Source organism: Mycoplasma sp. 394 (genome assembly GCF_054353895.1).
In genome coordinates, this window is sequence record NZ_JBTHHL010000005.1 from 1 (window position 1) to 18,680 (window position 18,680).

The 18,680-nt window shown below is 26.5% G+C and carries 15 protein-coding genes, 1 rRNA gene and 1 other RNA gene; 5 read left to right on the top strand and 12 right to left on the bottom strand.

The genetic code is table 4. The annotated features are described in order from the left end of the window. Positions 1 to 640: restriction endonuclease subunit S (locus ACXYRQ_RS02340; RefSeq protein WP_458614693.1), on the bottom strand; the 640-nt coding region annotated here is incomplete at its 3' end. A gap of 128 nt (positions 641 to 768) precedes the next feature. After that, a complete protein-coding gene (gene rpsT, locus ACXYRQ_RS02345) occupies positions 769 to 1,038 on the bottom strand; it encodes a 30S ribosomal protein S20 (protein WP_458598167.1) in 270 nt (89 codons plus the stop codon). 159 nt (positions 1,039 to 1,197) lie between these two features. Here rpsT and rnpB point away from each other — a divergent pair. The 5 genes from rnpB to rplA all read left to right on the top strand — a co-directional run bounded on the left by rnpB (position 1,198) and on the right by rplA (position 7,157). Further along, an RNA gene (gene rnpB / locus ACXYRQ_RS02350) (RNase P RNA component class B) lies at positions 1,198 to 1,469 on the top strand. 99 nt (positions 1,470 to 1,568) lie between these two features. Next, positions 1,569 to 3,518, top strand: coding sequence for a type 2 periplasmic-binding domain-containing protein (locus tag ACXYRQ_RS02355; RefSeq protein ID WP_458614694.1), 1,950 nt, complete (start codon positions 1,569 to 1,571; stop codon positions 3,516 to 3,518). Further along, positions 3,518 to 5,725: a hypothetical protein gene (locus ACXYRQ_RS02360; protein WP_458614695.1), complete on the top strand. Its 2,208-nt coding sequence runs from the start codon at positions 3,518 to 3,520 to the stop codon at positions 5,723 to 5,725. The genes ACXYRQ_RS02355 and ACXYRQ_RS02360 overlap by 1 nt, the downstream gene beginning before the upstream one ends. A 146-nt stretch (positions 5,726 to 5,871) precedes the next feature. Further along, entirely contained in the window at positions 5,872 to 6,462 is a 591-nt protein-coding gene (rplK, locus tag ACXYRQ_RS02365; RefSeq protein ID WP_435128655.1) for a 50S ribosomal protein L11, read from the top strand. After that, complete coding sequence (gene rplA, locus ACXYRQ_RS02370; RefSeq protein WP_458614696.1) at positions 6,462 to 7,157, top strand: 50S ribosomal protein L1; 696 nt, start codon at positions 6,462 to 6,464, stop codon at positions 7,155 to 7,157. Before rplK ends, rplA begins: the two co-directional genes overlap by 1 nt. 22 nt (positions 7,158 to 7,179) lie before the next feature. Here rplA and ACXYRQ_RS02375 read toward each other — a convergent pair whose 3' ends face one another. From ACXYRQ_RS02375 to ACXYRQ_RS02420, 10 genes are all read right to left on the bottom strand, one after another. Continuing rightward, a complete protein-coding gene (locus ACXYRQ_RS02375) occupies positions 7,180 to 7,992 on the bottom strand; it encodes a GNAT family N-acetyltransferase (RefSeq protein WP_458614697.1) in 813 nt (270 codons plus the stop codon). Between the two features lie 34 nt (positions 7,993 to 8,026). Beyond that, positions 8,027 to 8,132 (bottom strand): 5S ribosomal RNA (rrf, locus tag ACXYRQ_RS02380). A 246-nt stretch (positions 8,133 to 8,378) separates the two neighbouring features. Continuing rightward, on the bottom strand, positions 8,379 to 9,134 hold the full coding sequence (locus ACXYRQ_RS02385) for a hypothetical protein (protein WP_458614699.1): 756 nt from the start codon (positions 9,132 to 9,134) through the stop codon (positions 8,379 to 8,381). Between the two features lies 1 nt (position 9,135). Beyond that, positions 9,136 to 11,148, bottom strand: coding sequence for a S8 family serine peptidase (locus ACXYRQ_RS02390; RefSeq protein ID WP_458614700.1), 2,013 nt, complete (start codon positions 11,146 to 11,148; stop codon positions 9,136 to 9,138). Between the two features lie 432 nt (positions 11,149 to 11,580). Beyond that, positions 11,581 to 12,336, bottom strand: coding sequence for a hypothetical protein (locus tag ACXYRQ_RS02395; protein ID WP_458614701.1), 756 nt, complete (start codon positions 12,334 to 12,336; stop codon positions 11,581 to 11,583). A gap of 1 nt (position 12,337) precedes the next feature. Further along, the gene (locus ACXYRQ_RS02400) at positions 12,338 to 14,353 is read right to left on the bottom strand and encodes a S8 family serine peptidase (protein ID WP_458614702.1); all 2,016 of its coding nucleotides are present in this window, start codon (positions 14,351 to 14,353) and stop codon (positions 12,338 to 12,340) included. A 251-nt stretch (positions 14,354 to 14,604) separates the two neighbouring features. Continuing rightward, positions 14,605 to 14,991 carry a hypothetical protein gene (locus ACXYRQ_RS02405; RefSeq protein ID WP_458597682.1) on the bottom strand — a complete coding sequence of 129 codons (387 nt, stop codon included), beginning with the start codon at positions 14,989 to 14,991 and terminating at the stop codon, positions 14,605 to 14,607. A gap of 359 nt (positions 14,992 to 15,350) precedes the next feature. Next, on the bottom strand, positions 15,351 to 15,584 hold the full coding sequence (locus ACXYRQ_RS02410) for a hypothetical protein (RefSeq protein ID WP_458597680.1): 234 nt from the start codon (positions 15,582 to 15,584) through the stop codon (positions 15,351 to 15,353). Between the two features lie 230 nt (positions 15,585 to 15,814). After that, positions 15,815 to 16,570 carry a hypothetical protein gene (locus ACXYRQ_RS02415; protein WP_458614703.1) on the bottom strand — a complete coding sequence of 252 codons (756 nt, stop codon included), beginning with the start codon at positions 16,568 to 16,570 and terminating at the stop codon, positions 15,815 to 15,817. A gap of 1 nt (position 16,571) precedes the next feature. Beyond that, the gene (locus ACXYRQ_RS02420; RefSeq protein ID WP_458614373.1) at positions 16,572 to 18,587 is read right to left on the bottom strand and encodes a S8 family serine peptidase; all 2,016 of its coding nucleotides are present in this window, start codon (positions 18,585 to 18,587) and stop codon (positions 16,572 to 16,574) included. Positions 18,588 to 18,680: the final 93 nt, after the last annotated feature.

Sequence of the window (18,680 nt, forward strand, 5' to 3'; positions counted from 1 at the left end):
CATATGAATCAAAGAGCGATTCCAGAACCTCCTGTTCTCAAGCGTGAGTAAATTCAGAGAAACGAATATTAGGAAATTTTGAATTTTGATCAGGGAACATTTTTGATAAAAAAGTTTGCTTTACACAATAAAAAAAATCGAGTTTTTGCTGAATTAGTTTTATAAATGAATCTAACGAAAAAACTAATTTTGATATCTTTTTTTGTTCATTTAAAGAAGGCAAGAAAATATTAAGATTCTTATAATCATTAAAATATAAATGTGGGATACTTGTTCCAACAACAAATTCGTCAAATTTAATATTATTTAAAACTAGATAAAGAAAATTGTTATTAATTAATGATTTTTCTTTTATGAAAATTCCTTCTAATGTTGATGTAAATCAAGAATTTTTAGGTAATATTTGTAATTTACCAACTGAACCGTCTTTTGATATGATTACAATATCTTCATTAAAAGTTTCTCTCAAAAAACTTTTTCCTATTTTTCCATCAATACCATAAATATCTACATTTCCATCAGTTTTTATTTCTGAAACTTTCAAATCACTTTTTTGTTTATCAACAAGATTCCCTAAAACTTCATAATTCCACTCTTCATTAAATTCTTTAAACCTAATCTTCGGTATTTTTTTAATCATTTCTACCACCTTTATTTTTATATTATAAATTATTTTTCTAAAAGTAATTGAAACTACAAATTATTCATCAAAATGTGAATAAAGTTGTGAATAAAGGTTTAAAAAAACAAGCCTTAGCTTGTCAAAGTTTATTTAGATTCTTTTGTCTTATTAACGAATTGATCTAAACGTGAGTGTTTTCTAGCACCTTTATTTTTATGGAAAACACCTTTGGTAACTGCTCTAGCAATTACTTGGTGAGCTTGTGCAACTAATACTGCTGCCTTTTCGTCTGCTGCTAAAACTGCTTCACGAGCTTTACGGATTGCGGTTTTAACTCTAGATTTCATTGCAGCATTTCTTTGACGAGCTTTTTCCATCTTGACAATGCTTTTGATCTTAGATTTAATGTTAGCCAAACAAACCTCCCTTTTTCTATAATTTTGAAAAATCCTATAAATTATATCTATCTTTTATAAAAAACATAATTATAAAATATAAATTTTATAAGTATTCATTTTGCTTTATGAAAGCAAAATAATTTATTTAATACACATAAATTGATATATAATATCATTTGCATTAGCTGATAGCTGCTTTAAAAAGTAGAGGAAAGTCCGTGCTAGTACTAACTGCGATGTTAGTAGTGATCATGTTAAACCTAATAAGTTTAAGCTTAGACGACTAGTGCCACAGAGACGAGAATTGTGAAACGCGGTAAACTCCATGAACTAGAAACCCAAATTTGGTAGGGGAATTGTAAGTTAATAAATGAATTAGCAAGCAAAACATATTTTATGTTAGATAAATTATCAGCACCTTTTTTAAGGAACAGAACACGGCTTATGATGCTAAAAGAAGTTTGGATATCCGAGCTTTTTTTATTTTTTTTCTTTTGAATTTTCAGAATTTAATAAAATAATTTTATAAAAAATAACTCAAGGAAGTGATGGAAAGAAATAGAAACATTTTTAGTAGTAAATACACCAAAAGATGATTGCTCGGTTCAGGAGCGATTGCAGTAGGAATTGCAGTTGCAGCAGTAGTTGCTGCAAAGGTAGAATCACCATTTAAACCAGCATTTTTTAACTATAAATCATATATCGATGATGTTAATCGAGACCTTATTAATAAAGACTTTGATTATAAGGAATTTAATGAAATTCAAGACTTTACTATTGCATTAAATAACCATAAAGCCGTTGCAGGAATCGGAAGCGACTTTCAAGCAATTGGTTTAATTAAAAAAGGATTAATTAAACCAATAGATTTTAACCAATTACTTGAAATAAGTGACCCAAATCAGATGATAAAAACCGAAAACCAATTAAAAAAGAAATTACAGGAAATTTATACACCGATAGTTTTTAATCACCTTGCTAGTTATGATGAAGAATTAAAGGATATTGATAGACCACAAAAGCATTTATGACAATATTTTGTTCCTTATTATATCCAAGATGCAGTTTTTGCTTATGCAAAGCATAAACAAAGTGGTAAACCAACAAATCAAACTTTTGGAAAATTACTAACTGATGAAGATTTTCAAAAAAATCGTGATGAATTACTTCAGCAAGCAAAAGATCCCAAAAACACATCTAAATTTGTTGACCCACAAAAAGAAGATACACATTTATATTCCGAATATTTGAAACCTAATTCTTTATTTAACTTAATAAATACAGCTTTTAAAAATGGGTATCAACATATGGTGTTAACCGATGCGGTGCGTGCTGAACTTTTGTATGGTTCTTCTTATTATTTTCCTAAAAAAGCAACAAAACTTACACCACATAGTGGTAAGGTAGATTTAGATAATTATGAAAGAATAGTTAATAGTTTTGTAGAGATGGTTAATAAATCTACTGGACAAAATATTACTGATACATCAAATACATTGTCATTTAACGGAGATGGACAAGCCATTGTGCAAGCGTTATTAAATACAAAAAACGGTAATGTAAATTCAGCTATTATGTATAACGGAGATGCTTTGGATACTTATTATGCAGCTGATAATGGATTTACCTTTAATAAATATAAAGATGGTAAATTAGCTGAAAAAAATGTAACTGTTGATGATGGAACAGTAGAAGCAATAAAATTTCGTGAAAACATCTTATTAGTAGATGGTTTAGTTGTTTCAGAAACTATTTCCAAACCAACTGAAAAGACTTTGTATCATAATCTTTCACATGCTTTTTATGCACATTTAAATAACATTAATACTAACAAAAATATTATTGATATGTATGATGAATATCTCACTTCTGAAATGCGCGATGTGTTTTTAGCGGCAGCAGAAGAACTTGAAAAAAATAATAAAGAATATAAATTTAGTTCAGATCCAACAACAATTTTTAACAATTTCAAAAATGAATTAATTGAAGTTTATAAGAAAACATTGGAACATGATCAACTTGATGATGCAGACTTGCAAAATTTTCGTGATTTAGCTGCTAAAAAATTCAATGATCCATTATTCAAAGAGTTTTTTGAGCAATTTTATTTCAATATAAAGCAAAAAGATGATGAAAATTATAAAAAATCACAAGTTAAAGAAGAAACAGAAGAAGTTTTGAATACAATGGGTTATTGGTTTTCGCATATGATTATCGATGAAGATATGGCACCTAAGTTTTTTGAGGTTTTATCAGAAAAGTATCCAAATGTAACTAATTTTAATTTAATTAACTATACTCCATCTACTCAACTTGATTATAAGTTAATTCGTAGAAATTATTTTGTATCGGATGATAATACCTATGATGTTAAAGCAGTAAAAATCTATGAAGTAGATGAAAGTGATAAAAATATCATCCATGCAAGATTATGAGGGGTTGATGATAAAGTTAATTCATTGCTTAATACATATTATTACTCAAGGACAAAACGTTAATGAAAATTAAATCTTTATTAAGCATAATTTTAGTATCGTCATCGGTGCTTTATGTTTCTTGTCAGAGTAATGTGACCCATAAACCTGAAAACACACAAAAAGTGCATGATCCAAATAAAGGAATAATTTTGCAGCAACCATCGAACCCAATAGAAATTATAGGTAAAGATAAACCTCCAAGTACACCTAAACCTACTGAACCACCTGCAAAAAAAGAAGCACCAAAACCAGACGAGACCCAACCACAAACACCACAGCAACCAAAGCAAAGTCCAGAACAAAAACCTGTTGAAACAAAAAAACCCATCGATCCTGATAACAATGAGCAACTAGGAAAATCAGAAATAACAGAGCCTGATAAAGACAAGGATTCACAAAAACCAGATAATGAACAAAAACCAATCGAATCTGAGAAAAAAGAAAGTCAAAAACCAAATACAGAATATCAATTTTCTCCAACAGAAAAAATTGATTCTAGTTCTAATTTAACATATCCAGGTGATATAAACAACCCAAAACAAATTTTTGATAAATCTTCTTTTCCTAACTCTGTTATATTAGAAAATAGTGAACATAATATTAATATAGTATCAAATTACTTTAGAACAGAGATGCAAAAAGTTCTTACATATATAACTTCACAAGGGCAAGTCTATAGTGATTTTCCTAAGTGATTTTATCCAAATATGGATGAAAATCCTAGAAAATCAGTTTTTTCTTATGTTCCTGATTTAAAAGTGCATTTGAAGAATAATGATAGTATTAATGTTTTAAAACATCAAATAATGCTTTCACATATAAAAAATAATGAACTTAAAATCCAAAATAATAATCTTATTTTTAAAAAAGAAATTAAAAACTTTTTGAATAAACCTTTTTCAAAAAGAAAAATTAGATTTACATTTATCAAGATACTAAATCAGATGTACACACAGACTCAGAGTCAACCAATTGTTATTGATATAGATTTAGAAGAACTTCTTAAAGATAAGTTGATTCAGGGTAATATAAATGGTTATTCATATGCTACAAGCCTTGATAATGATAAGATAAAAGTTGTTTTGCAACCTCAAAACACAAAATCATTTAGTTTTGATGATGTAAATAAAGATATGTTTGATAAATTTTCCACAATAACTGAAATTACTTATTTAGCAAACCAAAATGATGACATGAATTTTTCATTATCTGAAGATTATCATACAGATGATTTATATGCAAAATTAGCATCAAATGGTTTAGCATATAATCCAAAAGATATGGTATATAGTGGTAAACGGATAATTAATAAGCAAAATGCAATGTTTGATAAGATTAAAGCAAGAGTATTTGTATTAGGTGGTGGAACTTCTACTATGATTGCTAAGGTTAAACCTACTAATATAAATGATCAAAGGTATTACTTTATCACTAACAGACATGTTAGTGACATCCTTAATAATAATTGGGGTAATCCTCGAATACCACAAAAATTATTAATCCCTGATTTTAATGATAATAAAGTAAATAGTTGAGCAAATGATATATCAATCGATGTTGAAAGAAATGATTTTGTTTTGAACTTTTGACAAGCAACTAATCAATATAATAAACAAGGTAAGTTGGTTTCTGATCCTTATGGACAAGGTAATTTAAATGAAGCAGACATTTCAATAAATATTATTGATATTGCACAGCTGATAAAAAGAGCTAAAAATTCAAATGATTTAAAAGTATTAAATTATTTGAACAACTGAAAAAAATTACCTAACTTAAAACTAAGTAAGCAAGCAAAATATCTAAGTGCAGATAATTATGTAAAATTTTATCTTAGTTCTTTTCCTCAAGATTCACATGCAGGAAATAGTGGGCTAAGATACCGTGAACACATTATTAATCGAATTGATGATATTGTAATTAACCAACAGGTACCTGAGTTTGCTAAATATGGAAATTTTAGAAGTTTTATTTTAAATGATTTACCTAATAACAAGTATGATTTAACATCAGGTGCGTCGGGTAGTTTAGTTTTCGATGAAGATATGAATATGGTAGCATTGTTTATGCAAAATCTTGGTGATAATGGATACGGATTTGGATTATTGAATTCATATGATTATGATTACTTAGGATATGAAAGTGAAAATAATCCAAATTCATTCAAATATAAATTACAAAAAGAAATTCAAAGTCATCCTGATAAATTTGAAATGATAGACTTTGAATAACTTTTATCTCTTGTGTATAGAGTAATAATATTTATAAAAAGGTTTTTGAAAAAAAACTTTTTTAATATAATTAAAAAGCAATTTATTAATTGTCACAAGTGGGAGATTATTAAATCGCAGACCACAATTATCGAAAGGATTTTAAAATGGCAAAAAAAGAAATACACCGTGTTGCTAAACTTCAATTTTTAGCCGGTAAAGCTAAACCAGGTCCAGCATTAGCTGGAGTTGGTGTTAATATGCCTGAATTTACCAGAGCATTTAACGATGCAACCAGAGACAGAGGCGATGAACCAGTTCCTGTAAAAATTACAGTATATAAAGATAAAAGTTTTGAATTTAAACTTTATACAGCACCTGCTTCATATAAAATTATGCAAGCAGCAAAATTAAAATCAGGCTCAAAAAACTCTAAAACAACTATTGTTGGAACAATTACAAAAGAACAACTTAAAGAAATTGCAGAATACAAACTTCCTGACTTAAATACCAATGATATCCATGCTGCAATGGCAACAGTTGCTGGAACAGCAAAACAAATGGGTGTTTTGGTTGAAGGTTATGATGATATCTTTAAAGCAAAGGCTGAAGCAAAAGCTGCTGCAAAGGCTGCATCTGCTGCTGCCGCAAAAGAGGCCGCTCTTGTTGAGGCACAAACTAAATTAAATGAAACTAAAGGTCAAGCTATAGAAGTGCATACACACTCAGATGATAAAGCAGAAGAAGGAGCAGAATAATGGCAAAAAGAATTTCAAAAAACCTAAAAAATGCTCGCGAATCATTTGATAGAACTATTGCTTATGATTTGTCAGAAGCGATTGAATTAGCTAAAAAAACTTCATATGCTAAATTCGATGCTTCAATCGACTTAGCATTTAATTTAAACTTAGATGTTCGTAAAGCTGACCAACAACTTAGAGGTGCAGTATTATTACCAAACGGAACAGGTAAAACTGTTAAAGTTCTTGTTGCTACAAATAATGTAGAAAAACAAAAATTATCTAAAGATGCTGGAGCAGATATTGTTTTAGATGGTCCTGCTCTTGAACAAAAGATTAAAGAAAGTGATTTTGACTTTGATGTTATGGTTGCTGACCCTACAATGATGCCTTTATTAGGTAAATATGGAAAAGTTTTAGGACCAAAAGGTTTAATGCCTAATCCTAAAACCGGAACTGTTACTCCTACACCTGAAAAAGCTGTTGAAGAACTTAAAAAAGGAAAAGCTAATTACCGTACTGATAAAGCTGGAATCGTGCATTCATTAATCGGTAAATCAAGTATGTCAACACAAGCATTAGTTGAAAATGCAAAAACCTTGATTAACTTAATTAAAAAACTTAAACCTGCTGCTGTTAAAGGAACATATATGTTAAATCTTACCGTTTCAGCATCAATGGGTCCAAGTGTCAAAATTAAGATAGAAAAATAAAATAAGCACCATTGTGGTGCTTTTATTTATGCAATACAAATAATTGTCCATAGTCTTTAAAACCAAGTTTATAATACATCTTAGCAGCAACAGGATTGCTGAAGAATAAAACAGGTGTTAGGTTCTGATAAATAAGTTTTCTAATTAAATTAATTACACAATCATAAGCAAGTCCTTGACGGCGATATTGGTTTAATGTATATACTCCACCAATCATAGCAACTTGTTTGTTTTTAGCACTTATAGAAGCATGTGATATAACCATTTGTTCATCTTTAATTATGAATGCTTGATAATATCCACTTTTTAATTCATTAGTTAAATATTCTACATCTAAAGTATGCCCACTAACATTACCTCATTCCTTAATTTGCTTTTTAGAATTGATAACTTCTATGATGTCAGTTTCAGTTACTGGGTTAGATTTAGCTAAAAAGTCTTTTGTCTGCATGTTAAAAATATTTACATCTAACTTAGCAATCTGTTCTTTTTCTACTATATAATCCAGCGAATCAATAAGTTTATGTTTATTTAAAAAGTTATAAAAATTTGTATCAATAATTAGGTTTTGAATGTCTTCATTATTTAATATTTTCAAAAATTCATTTATATTTATAGCATCAGTATCAAATAACACAACTAAATTAGAATAAAACATTAAAAAAATTGCTTCTATTTTTTTGTTATATAAAACAAAAGTTTTAATATTTTGATTTTGTAAACCGTATTGTTCGATATCAGAGATTAAAAATAAATATTGAATCGGGTCTTTTTTATAAAGATATTCTAAAACTTCTTGCTTTTTATCATTATTTCAAATTTTAAATGTTTTCATATATTTCCTTTCGGAAGCTGCTCAAAAGGTATAAAAAAAGCAGCTTCCTATTTTCACCGTTGGGCTATCGTCGGCGTAAAGTGGCTTAACTACTGAGTTCGGAATGGTATCAGGTGATCCCACTTGCTATTGCTACTGATAATATAATACAGGATTTTTTTAAAAACCCAAACAATTTTTTTAAATTTTTATGAATTTTAATTGTGCGACTATTTTTTAAAAAGATGGTAAAGCAAGACAAAAAGATTAACACAATTAGTTGTTAATCTTTTTGTCTTGCTTTACAAATTTAAATTCAAAATTGCCACAGCAATTTGTTATGACGATTCAAAGTTAAAAACTGCTGGTTTTATACTTTCTTGCTTGTTTGTTTTTATGTTAAATTATTAAACATCTGAAGTTGCTAAAGTTGTGTATTTTCGCAAATATTCATAAAGATTTTTTACCTGTTGATTACTTGGATTTTTATTAACAGTGATAGTCATGGATTTATCAATATATTTTACATTCATAGTTATATGTGTTTTTTGCAAACTGTTTTTGTTATCATATTTAACACCTAATTGTTCTAAATTGATAAGCCAAAAATGTAAATTTGCTGTATTGTTACTTTTGTAATCTGGAACTAAATTATATTGTGAAATTACAGAATTTTCATTACCTGTTTCATACATTAACAAATTCTTAGTCTTAAAGAATTCATTAACATCTTGATTTCTTAGATAAATCTTTTGAAACTCTACTTTGTTCATTTGTTTTAGTTTTTCGGCTGTTAGAGTATTAATGTCAAAATCAACTTTATTTTTAAATGTTTGATAATATTTCTTAACATAATCTAAGTTAAATTTATTTAAAAATAATTTATTAAGTTCTTCTACTGATTTAATAAAAACATATTTATCTTTGAACAAAGGTTGAAATTCACCAGCACTTTCTTTGTTATTTTCTCACATATAATAAAAATAATTTTCTTCAATATTTTTAATAGAATTTTGCCTTTTATATTCTAACACAACCCCGGTAAAGTATTCTAAATCGTTATAAAAATATTCTTTGTTGTTTGAGTTATTTGCACAACTAACAACAATTAAAGGCGCTAATGCAGAAAAAAGAAAAACTCATTTTTTTATAAAATTCTTCATACTATTTTTCCTGCACTGTATATGTTAATGCTAAACTATCATTGATCGAATTATCAAATAGCACACCTGAATATTTTTTAACTTTTAATCTATAATATCCTGCTTCAGTAGTAATATACTCAAGTAACTCATCATTAGAGCTGCTTGATGTAATACTTTTAACTATATTTCAATTACCATTACTATCTTTTTTTTCTAAATATAAATCATAATCAGAAAACATCTTATTATCTTGTTTTTGTTTTAGTGTTTTTAAATTCAATCTTTCTTCACTAATATGATATTTATTTCATTCTGCTTTTTCCTTTGATAATCTTGCTCCTTCAACTGAATTAGCTATAACACCACCTAAAAACCCTAAAAACCATCATCAATTTACATTTGCATTGTAACTTGGTGAATTTTCAGGTGTCTCTAATAAACCAGCATTAAACAATCAAGAACTTGCTCCTTTAATTTTTTTACCTTTTGGAACATAAAACGAACTAGTTCATAAAACAAAATCATTATCAGATTTTGAAATTTCTTTAGTTACTAAATTATCTGCAGCTTCTAACATATTTTCAAAATCTACAATACCAGAACCATATTTTTGAGTATATCCATTCGCTTTGTAGTTAAGATTATTTACTTTTGGAGTTCTGGATGAAGCACCTATAATCGCTTTTATTGATTGTAATCTGATTTTGTCCTTATTTAAGAAATCTCTTTCTCTTAATAATGTTGAAACTAAACCTGTAACAACAGGGGATGCAAAACTTGTACCAAGTGTATCTAAATAATTTCACTCACCTTTGCTATTTTTATGCCATCTTTTATATAAATACCCTGGAGCAACAACATTAGGTTTAGAAGTGGAAACATAGCCGTTTTGTAATAAATAATTAGAATATTCTGCTATTGATTCAGTAGGTTTTTGTGTGAATTCGTTAAAATCAAGTGCCCCTACTATTAAGTTATTAGGTGAAAGTGCATACCCATCTACCCATTCGTTTTCTTTTTCTTTTTGATCATTTCCATTTCCGGATGAAAAGATATTAACAACTCCATATTTTCTAGAAATATAATCTAAAAATAAATTATTTTCATCATATGTGGTTCATCAATTATCATATTTCATACCATAACTATGGTTTATAATTCTTACTCCTTTTTCTTTAACCATTCATTCAATAGCACTTTGTCATTCATAATTATCAATAAATGCTGAAAAATAAAGTTTTGAATATCTATCATATCCTTTTTCACCTGCTGCGATATTTGAAACTTCGTTTGCATGATGACTTAGTTTAATCTTTTTATCAATATCTTGTAATTCAACACCATACCTTTGAAAGTTTTGTAATTTTGTTGTATCGATTTTTCCTTTTACTTCTATAACACCAACATTTCCTTTTTTATTTCGATATCTGCTATTTTCTCTTTGTATTTGTTTTTTAAAGTTTACTATATCTAAGTCTTTTGAATTATCTATTATAATATCACGATTATAATAAACATCTCAATCAATTTCTTCTTCTTTATCTGAACTGTTGGTAGAAAATTGTAGATTTTGTATTTCATTTGGAAATAAAATACCCTTATAAATTTCTTTTTTTTCTATAATATTTTTGACAAATTCTTTTCTTTGATTTTCGTTATCAAAATAGAATCAAACTATCGGCATCATCGAGCTTGTTTGATAGCCTTTGAAATATAAATTTGATTTTTTAATGTTTTCTATGAATTTATTATTTTTTTGGACGGTTAAATTTTCATCCATAACTGAATTGTTTGCTTCATAATTTAATAAAAGTTTTAATTCATAATTATTGTTTACAGGAACATTCCTCACAGAATTAAATAGTTGTCCGTTTTTGTTTATACGAACTTCTAATTTATTGCTTTGATATCCTAAATATCAAGGTTTTTCTTGATTTTTTAACACATTTGTAGCTGTTAATGTTACTATACTAGCAACTGATGTAGTTAAAATACTACTAAATAAAAATATTTTTTTAATTTGCTTTTTCATATTTACTCCTTTTTGTGTTTTTTTGTAAGAAATAAATTTCTTTTCAATTTCTTACTTTTTTTATTTTACATAAAAAAGGAGAAATTAAAAAAATAATTTAAAATATAGTAAAAAATTTTGAAAATATGTAAAAAATATGAAAAAGCAGTTTCGAAATGACTAAGATAAATAAATTAAAAATTTTTATTTAGACAACAGAGAAATAGATTACTTATTTTCAAACTTAAAATCTGAATGTTGAGATTGTAGAGGTTATTCAAAAACAACTTATGAAAACTATTAAGTATTCTCAAGAGTAAAGTGAAACGATATAATGAATAAAAAACGCAAACAAATTTAAATTAAAAATTGCCACAGCAATTTGCTATGACGATTCAAAGTTAAAAACTGCTGGTTTTATACTTTCTTGTATGTATGCTTTATGTTAAATTATTAGACATCTGAAGTTGCTAAACTTATTTCGTTTCATAAATATTCAAAAAGATCCCTTACTTGCTGATCGCTTGGATTCTTATTAACAGTGATAGCCTTAGATTTATTAATATATTTTACATTCATAGTTATACGGGTTTTTTGTGAACTTTCTTCAGCTTTGTATTTAACACCTAATTGCTCTAAATTTATCAGTCAAAAATATAAATGATGCATTGTATCTTCTCTTTTATAATCTGGGACTAAGTTATATTGAGAAAATCCAGAATTTTTATTTCCTGTTTCATACATTAACAAATTTTTAGTCTTAAAGAATTCATCAATATCTTCATTATTTAAATAAATCTTTTGAAACTCTTCTTTGTTCATTTGTTTTAGTTTTTCATCTGTTAGAGTATTAATATCAAAATTAACTTTATCTTTAAAAGTTTGATAATATTTCTTAACATAATTTAAATTAAATTTATCTAAAAATAATTGATTCAGTTCATCAACTGATTTAATAAAAACATATTTATCTCTGAATAAAGAATGAAATTCACCAGCATTTTCTTTGTTATTTTCTCACATATAAAAGAAGTAGTTTTCATAAATATTTTCAATGCTATTTTGCTCTTTATATTTTCTAACAATACCATTAAATTTTATTAAATTATAATCAAAATATTCTTTGTTACTGCTACTTGCACAACTAGCAACAATTAAAGGTGTTAATGCAGAAAAAAGAAAAACTCATTTTTTTATAAAATTCTTCATACTATTTTTCCTGCACTGTATATGTTAATGCTAAACTATCATTGATCGAATTATCAAATAGCACACCTGAATATTTTTTAACTTTTAATCTATAATATCCTGCTTCAGTAGTAATATACTCAAGTAACTCATCATTAGAGCTGCTTGATGTAATACTTTTAACTACATTTCAATTACCATTACTATCTTTTTTTTCTAAATATAAATCATAATCAGAAAACATCTTATTATCTTGTTTTTGTTTTAGTGTTTTTAAATTCAATCTTTCTTCACTAATATGATATTTATTTCATTCTGCTTTTTCCTTTGATAATCTTGCTCCTTCAACTGAATTAGCTATAACACCACCTAAAAGTCCTAAAAACCATCATCAATTTACATTTGCATTGTAACTTGGTGAATTTTCAGGTGTCTCTAATAAACCAGCATTAAACAATCAAGAACTTGCTCCTTTAATTTTTTTACCTTTTGGAACATAAAACGAACTAGTTCATAAAACAAAATCATTATCGGATTTCGAAACTTCTTTAGTTACTAAATTATCTGCAGCTTCTAGCATATTTTCAAAATCTACAATGCCAGAACCATATTTTTGAGTATACCCATTCGCTTTGTAGTTAAGATTATTTACTTTTGGAGTTCTGGATGAAGCAGCTATAATCGCTTTAATTGATTGTAATCTGATTTTGTCCTTATTTAAGAAATCTCTTTCTCTTAATAATGTTGAAACTAGACCTGTAACAACGGGAGATGCAAAACTTGTACCAAGTGTATCTAAATAATTTCACTCACCTTTACTATTTTTATGTCATCTTTTATATAAATATCCTGGAGCAACCACATTAGGTTTAGAAGTGGAAACATAGCCATTTTGTAATAAATAATTAGAATATTCTGCTATTGATTCAGTAGGTTTTTGTGTGAATTCGTTAAAATCAAGTGCTCCTACTACTAAGTTATTAGGTGAAAGTGTATAACCGTTTAATCATTCGTTTTCTTTTTCTTTTTCATCATTTCCGTTTCCAGATGCAAATATGTTTACAACTCCATATTTTCTAGAAATATAATCTAAAAATAAATTATTTTCATCATATTTTGTTCATTCGTCATCATATTTCATACCATAACTATGATTTATAACTCTTACACCTTTTTCTTTAACCATTCATTCAATAGTTTTTTGTCATTCGGCATTTTTAGTAAATGATGAAAAGAAAAGTTTTGAATATCTATCATATCCTTTTTCACCTGCTGTAATATTAGAAACTTCGTTTGCATGGTGACTTTTCTCGATATTTTTAACTGTATCTTGAAATTCTATACCATATCTCTGGAAATTTTGTAATTTTAACAAATCGACACTTCCATTAACTTCTATAACACCAACATTTCCTTTTTTATTTCAATATCTGCTATTTTCTCTTTCTATTTGTTTTTTAAAGTTTACTATGTCTAAGTCTTTTGAATTATCTATTGTAATATCACGATTATAATAAACATCTGATTCTTCTTCTTTTTCATTATCTAAATTATCTGTATTAAATAATTGAATATTTTGTATTTCGTTTGGAAATACAATACCTTTATAAATTTCTTTTTTATCTATAATACTTTTGAGAAATTCTTTTCTTTGATTTTCGTTATCAAAATAGAATCAAACTATTGGCATCATTGAGCTTGCTTGATAACTTTTGAAATATAAATTTGATTTCTTAATGTTTTCTATGAATTCATCGTTTTTTTGGTCGGTTAAGTTTTCATCCATAACTGAATTGTTTGCTTCATAATTCAATAAAAGTTTTAATTCATAATTATTGTTTACAGGAACATTCCTCACTGAGTTAAAAAGTTGTCCGTTTTTATTTATACGAACTTCTAATTTATTATTTTGATATCCTAAATATCAAGGTTTTTCTTGATTTTTTAATACATTTGTAGTTGTTAATGTTGCTATACTAGCAACTGATGTAGTTAAAATACCACTAAATAAAAATATTTTTTTAATTTGCTTTTTCATATTGCTCCTTTTATTTTTAGTAAGAAATAAATTTCTCTTTAATTTTTTACATTCTTATTATACATAAAAAAGGGAGAAATTTCAAAAAAAATTTTGTGAAAAACTTAGAAAATGTGCAAAATCTGTGAAAAAGAAGTTTCAATAATTGAGTATAAAAATTTTTGTGTAAATTAGTTTTTTAATTAATGGTTTATGTTTTAAATATTGTGATTTTTTATAAATTTAGAAATCCTACATTTCTTACCTGCATGTTAAAATTTGTTCGGTGTAGTAACCATAGAGTAATGGTTATTTTTGTTTGCTCTAACTCACTTGACTCAATTTATATATTTCACTAAATTCTTGCTTGAAACATTTTTGTAAATATTTCCCCAATTCTCTAATTTTGAATGGTAAATGTTTACATTTTGGATGTAATATTTAGTTTTTCAATTTGCTTTCATATTGTAATTTAAATTATCATTAAAAATCCTTGGTTTTCTTTGTATTACTTCAACGATAAACAGCTTACCGTCTATTTTGTTAACAAAATCACTATAAGCATTTTCACCATCTGTTAAAAATTGTATAGATTCTGTATTCGTAATTTTATATTTGAAAGCATTATAAAGTTTTTTTAACGGAAGATCTTCCAGCACCTAAGTATTGAATTGTGATATTTCTATTTCGATCAACTATTGTAGAAAGACAATGTTTTTCTAACTAATGCCCCTTTGAAGTAAAATACATGGATTTCCCACTTTTTCCTGCTTTTCCTCAGATTCCAACATTGAAATTTTCTTTTCTTACATTATTAAAGTATATTTCATCTAATTCAGTTATTCCACTACTGATTCGTTTTCATATTACTTTGATTTTATAAAATCTAGTAATTTGTGTCTTCAAAGAAAAGGAGTTTTAAATTTATCCCACAAATTTCTGCAGTTGCAGAAGGGGGGGGATAATTTCTTTAAATGACAATCAAAAAACAGAGGATATTTTGCTCTGCGTGTTTTTCCTAAATGTTCAAAAACTGTTCCTGTGCAAAATCGCTAAGTTTTTTCTTGCAATCATAACCTCTATAATGCGGCATATTATTAGTTGCTCCGTGTTTATGAATATTAACAGAACCACAACTTGTGCAGAATTTAGGTTTTTCAAACTTAATATCCTTACTATTGTTTCACGAACTAATATAAGAAACAAACATATTTTTAACATTTTCTGGTAAATCAACAAAAAATTCATTCATTAGCTTTTGATTTAATTTCTTTCATTTCTTGTTCAACTCTACTGTGATTTTTCATAATTTTTTAAAATTTAACACAGTTATAACAAATACCGTCTCAAATTGATTATTAAAATTTGTTTAACCAAGTGATGTGGTCAAAAATGTTAATAGTTATAGTTCAAAGTTATATAAATGCAGGAAACTAGTAATTTTTACTAGCTTCCTGCATTTATAAAGTTTATATGTATAAATTATATATCACTAGTTTTTAAAGATATTGTCTCATAAAAATATTGGTAAAGGTCTTTTATTTGATGATTACTTGGATTTTTAATAACAGTAATGGTTCTAGATTTATCAATATATTTTACATTCATTGTTATATGTACTTCATATGTGCTTTTTTTATCATCAAAATTTGCACCTAATTGCTCTAAATTAATAAATAAAAATTTTAAATTCGTTGCATCGTCTTTTTTGTAATCTGGAACTAAGTTATATTGTGATGTTGCTAAATTATTTTTACCAGCTTCATTCATTAACAAATTTTTAGTCTTAAAGAATTCATCAATATCTTCATTATTTAAATAAATCTTTTGAAACTCTTCTTTGTTCATTTGTTTTAGTTTTTCAGTTGTTAGAGTGTTAATGTCAAAATCAACTTTGTCTTTAAATGTTCGATAATATTTCTTAACATAATTTAAATTAAATTTATCTAAAAATAATCGATTAAGTTCTTCAACTGATTTAATAAATACATATTTATCTTTGAACAAGGGTTCAAACTTACCATTATTTTCTTTGTTATTTTCTCACATATAAGAAAAATAATTTTCTCCAATATTTTTAATAGAATTTTGCTTTTTATTGTATTCGATATATCAATCAAAATCCTTGAAATTTTTAATAAAATATTCCTTGTTATTTGCGGTGTTTCCACAACTAGCAACAATTAAAGGTGTTAATGCAGAAAAAAGAAAAACTCATTTTTTTATAAAATTCTTCATGCTATTTTTCCTGCACTGTATATGTTAAAGCTAAACTATCATTAATTGAATTATTAAATAATACATCTGAATATTTTTTAACTTTTAATTGATAAATGCCTGATTCGGGTGTTATATATTCAAGGATTTCATCATTAGAATTAATTGATGTAATACTTTTAACTACTTTTCAATTACCATCCCTATCTTTTTTTTCTAAATATAAATCATAATCAGAAAATAACTTATCTTGCTGTTTTTGATTTACTGTTATTAAATTAAGTCTTTCTTCATCTATATGTGTTTCAAGTCATTGTGCTTTTTCTTTTGATAATCTTGCTCCTTCAACTGAATTAGCTATAACACCACCTAAAAGTCCTAAAAACCATCATCAATTTACATTTGCATTGTAACTTGGTGAATTTTCAGGTGTCTCTAATAAACCAGCATTAAACAATCAAGAACTTGCTCCTTTAATTTTTTTACCTTTTGGAACATAAAAGGAACTAGTTCATAAAACAAAATCATTATCAGATTTTGAAACTTCTTTAGTTACTAAATTATCTGCCGCTTCAAGCATATTTTCAAAATCTATAATACCGGAACCATACTTTTGAGTATACCCATTCTCTTTGTAGTTAAGATTACTTACTTTTGGAGCTCTTGATGAAGCACCTATGATAGCTTTTATTGCTTGTAATCTAATTTTGTCTTTATTTAAAAAATCTTTTTCTCTTAATAATGTTGAAACTAAACCTGTAACAACAGGAGATGCAAAACTTGTCCCATTTGTATCTAAATAATTTCACTCACCTTTACTGTTTTTATGCCATCTTTTATATAAATATCCTGGAGCAACAACATTAGGTTTAGAAAGTGATGTATAAGCACTTCTTAATAAATAATTAGAATATTTTGCTATTGATTCAGTAGGTTTTTGATCTATTTCATCAAAATCTAATGCACCAACTACTATATTATTAAGAGAAAGTGTGTCACCATTAATTCATTCATTTTGTTTTTCCCTTTCATCATTTCCATTCCCGGAAGAAAATATATTTACAACTCCATATTTTCTTGATATATAATCTAAAAATAAATTATTTTCGTCATATGATACACGTCTGTTATCTTTTCTCTCACCATAACTATGATTTATAACTCTTACACCTTTTTCTTTAACCATTCATTCAATAGAGCTTTGTCATTCTGAATCGTTAATATGAGTAGAAAAGAAAAGTTTAGAGTATCTATCATAACCTTTCATTCCTGTTGTTATATTTGAAACTTCGTTTGCATGGTGACTTTTTGAAAATTTTGAAGTATTATATAATTCGATACCAAATCTATTAAAATTTTGTAACTTACTTTCGTCTATACTTCCTATTACTTCTAAAACACCAACATTTCCTTTTTTATTTCAATATCTGCTATTTTCTCTTTCTATTTGTTTTTTAAAGTTTACAATGTCTAAGTCTTTTGAATTATCTATTGTAATATCGCGATTATAGTAAACATCTCAATCGATTTCTTCTTCTTCTTTATCTGAACTGTTGCTTTTAGATAATTCTAGATTTTGTATTTCGTTTGGAAATACAATACCTTTATAAATTTCTTTTTTATCTATAATACTTTTGAGAAATTCTTTTCTTTGATTTTCATTATTAAAATAGAATCAAACTATTGGCATCATTGAACTTGTTTGATAGCTTTTGAAATATAAATTTGATTTTTTAATGTTTTCTAAGAATTCATTGTTTTTTTGGATGGTTCAGTTTTCATCCATAACTGAATTGTTTGCTTCATAATTCAATAAAAGTTTTAATTCATAATTATTGTTTACAGGTACATTCCTGACAGAATTAAATAGTTGTCCGTTTTTATTTATACGAACTTCTAATTTATTATTTTGATATCCTAAATATCAAGGTTTTTCTTGATTTTTTAATATATTTGTAGTTATTAATGTTGCTATACTAGCAACTGATGTAGTTAAAATACTACTAAATAAAAATATTTTTTTAATTTGCTTTTTCATATTGCTCCTTTTATGTTTTATTAAGAAATAAATTTCTCTTTAATTTTTTACATTCTTATTCTACATAAAAAAGGGAGAAATTTCAAAAAAATT